The sequence below is a fragment of the Streptomyces calidiresistens genome (assembly GCF_014141525.1).
Lineage (GTDB): Bacteria > Actinomycetota > Actinomycetes > Streptomycetales > Streptomycetaceae > Streptomyces > Streptomyces calidiresistens.
In genome coordinates this window covers 1-2,614 of sequence record NZ_VKHS01000752.1, presented here as the reverse complement: position 1 = coordinate 2,614, position 2,614 = coordinate 1, and the positions used below count along the sequence as shown (strand labels likewise).

The following is a 2,614-nucleotide window of genomic DNA, read 5'->3' as shown; positions in this document are numbered from 1 at the left end:
CCCCCCGGACGAACCGCCGCCCCGGCGGGCCCGACCGGGCACCGGCTCCCCCGACTCCCCGGGGCCGAAGGCGGACCCGACCGCCGAGGGGTCCCCGACCCGAACCCGCTGGTGCACCGGCACCCGCCTGCTGGTGACCGCCGGCGCGCTGTGGACGGTCTTCCTCGCCCTGCACCTGCTGCTCACCGACCGCTGGTGGCGGTGGCTGGTCGTCGAGGCCACGCCCCCCGTGGCGTTCCTCGTCATCCCCCTGCTGCTGCTCGCCGCGTCCCCCCTGGCCCGGCCGGTGCGCCGGTGGCTGGCGCCGGCCCTCCTGATCCACGTCCTCATCGGTGCCCACCTGACCGGGTACGGGCCGGCCTGGCGCGGTCCGGACACCGACGCGGCGCGGGGGCCGGCGGCGGGCGAGGAGATCAGCGTCTTCTCCTGGAACGCCGACTACTGGGACATGGACGACGACCCCGACGCCTTCCACGCCTTCCTGCGCGAGCAGGACGCCGACGTCTACCTGCTGCAGGAGTACCTGCACTGGGAGGACGAGGACCCGATCCTCATCGACGACACCGAACGGCTGCGCGAGGAGTTCCCCGACCACGAGATCGTCGTGGAGGGCGAGCTGATCACCCTCTCCCGGCTGCCGGTCGTCGCCGTGCACCACCGCGCCGTGCCCGACCGGGAGAACGCCTGGTACTGGGAGGGGAGGAAGACCCAGCGCACCGACGTGCTCGTCGGCGACACCACCCTCTCCCTGTACAACAGCCACCTCCCGGTGCCCTTCCGGGTCGGCGACAACCCGCTCTCCGAGCGCTTCCACTCCTTCCTGGCCGATCAGTTCGACTGGCGCACCCGCGAACTGGAGTGGCTGCGGGAGGACCTGGCGGACAACCCGCACCCGGCGCTGATCACCGGTGACTTCAACTCGCCCTGGATGGGCAGCCTGATCGACCTCGGCCCCGACGTGCGGACGCACACCCCCGAGGGGCGTCTGCTGCCCGCCACCTCCTGGCCGATCGCCGACTACCCGCTGCCCCGCCTCTGGCGGCTGGACTGGCTCTTCACCTCCGGGGACCTCACCCTCACCGGGTACCGCTTCGGCGGGGGCGCGGAGTTCTCCGACCACCGCTCCCAGGAGATCCGCCTGTTGGTGCCCTGAGGGGCGCCGCCCCGACCGGGGCGTCCCCGTCCCCGGCCCCCGATCCATCCGCAGGTCCGCACATCAGCACGTCCCGCACGTCCCGCACGTCCCGCACCTCCACCGCGCCGCCGGAAAGACCGCGCCGACGCGTCGGTCCCCCCTGCCCGCGGCGCGTCCGCGCCCACCCACATCCACGAGAGGGACACGCCATGACGCCACCCGACAGGTTCCACGTGACGGTGATGCTGGACTACTACGCCCCCTACGTCAGCGGCCTCACCGAGGCGGCCCGCCTGACCGCCGAGGGCATGGCCGCGCGCGGCTGGGACATCGCCGTCGTCTGCGCCCAACACGACCCGGCCCTGCCGGAGTACGAGGTCATCAACGGGGTCCACGTCTTCCGCGCCCCCGTACTGGCCCGGGTCAGCCGGGGCTTCATCGCACCCCGCCTCCCCCTGCTCGCCGGCCGGCTGGCCGCCCGCTCGGACATCCTCCACATCCACCTGCCCAACCCCGAGGCGGCCTTCGTCGCGGCGCTGCGGCGCAGGGCCCGACTCGTCGTCACCTACCACATCGACGCCTTCCTGCCCGACGGCCTCGTCAACCGCTTCGGGATGCGGATGGTCGACGAGTCCTGCCGCGCCGCCATCCGCCGCGCCGACCTGGTCATCACCAACAGCGAGGACCAGGCACGGGGTTCACGGATCTGGCCGACGATCCGGCGCCGCGAGCTGCGCCCCATCCCCTCCCCCTGCGTGGACCGCAACGGCGGCACCCCCCGGATGCGCGAGGGCGACGGACTGCACATCGGCTTCATGGGCCGGATCACCGTCGACAAGGGCATCGAGTACCTCATCCGGGCCTTCCGCGACATCCACGACCCCGCCGCCCGACTGCTGATCGCGGGCGACCACACCACCGTCGCGGGCGGCAGCAACATCGAGCAGTTGCGGCGCGAGGCCGGCGACGACCCGCGCATCCGCTTCACCGGCCTGCTGCGCGGCGAACGGGTGCGGGACTTCTACGCCTCCATCGACGTCTTCGCGCTCCCCTCCGTCTCCGAGTCCTTCGGCATCGTGCAGGTGGAGGCGATGATGTCCGGCACCCCATCGGTCACCACCGACCTGCCCGGCTCCCGCTACCCCGTCGAGGTCACCGGTTTCGGCCGGCTGGTCCCGCCGCGCGACCCGACCGCCCTGCGCGAGGCGCTGCTGGAGATGGCCGCACTGCCCGCCGAGGTCCGCCGGACGGGCAGCGAACTGGCCATGAAGCTGTTCGGCGGGGACGCCTTCCTCGACGCCCACGAAGAGGCGTACCGGAAGCTCTTGCCCAGCGGCACGGGAGTGAGGCTGTGAGCCCCCGCGGCGAGGCGGGCGTGGTGGACCACCACGCCCCGGTGGGCGCCGGTCCGACCACGGCACCGGCACCACCGGCACCGGCGAACGGCGCCGCCGGTCCGCTCCCGACCCGACCCGGCCC

At 73.4% G+C, this 2,614-nt stretch carries 2 protein-coding genes; both read left to right on the top strand.

The genetic code is table 11. The features are described 5' to 3' along the window. Positions 1–1,153, top strand: a 1,153-nt coding sequence (locus tag FOE67_RS22355) for an endonuclease/exonuclease/phosphatase family protein (protein ID WP_182666641.1), incomplete at its 5' end; no start/stop codon positions are given. Between the two features lie 191 nt (positions 1,154–1,344). Then, a complete protein-coding gene (locus FOE67_RS22350) occupies positions 1,345–2,490 on the top strand; it encodes a glycosyltransferase family 4 protein (protein ID WP_182666640.1) in 1,146 nt (381 codons plus the stop codon). The last annotated feature ends 124 nt before the right edge of the window (positions 2,491–2,614 follow it).

Coding starts and splice junctions, on each gene's coding strand:
- FOE67_RS22350 (WP_182666640.1), top strand. CDS start 1,345: ATGACGCCACCCGACAGGTTCCACGTGACGGTGATGCTGGACTACTAC.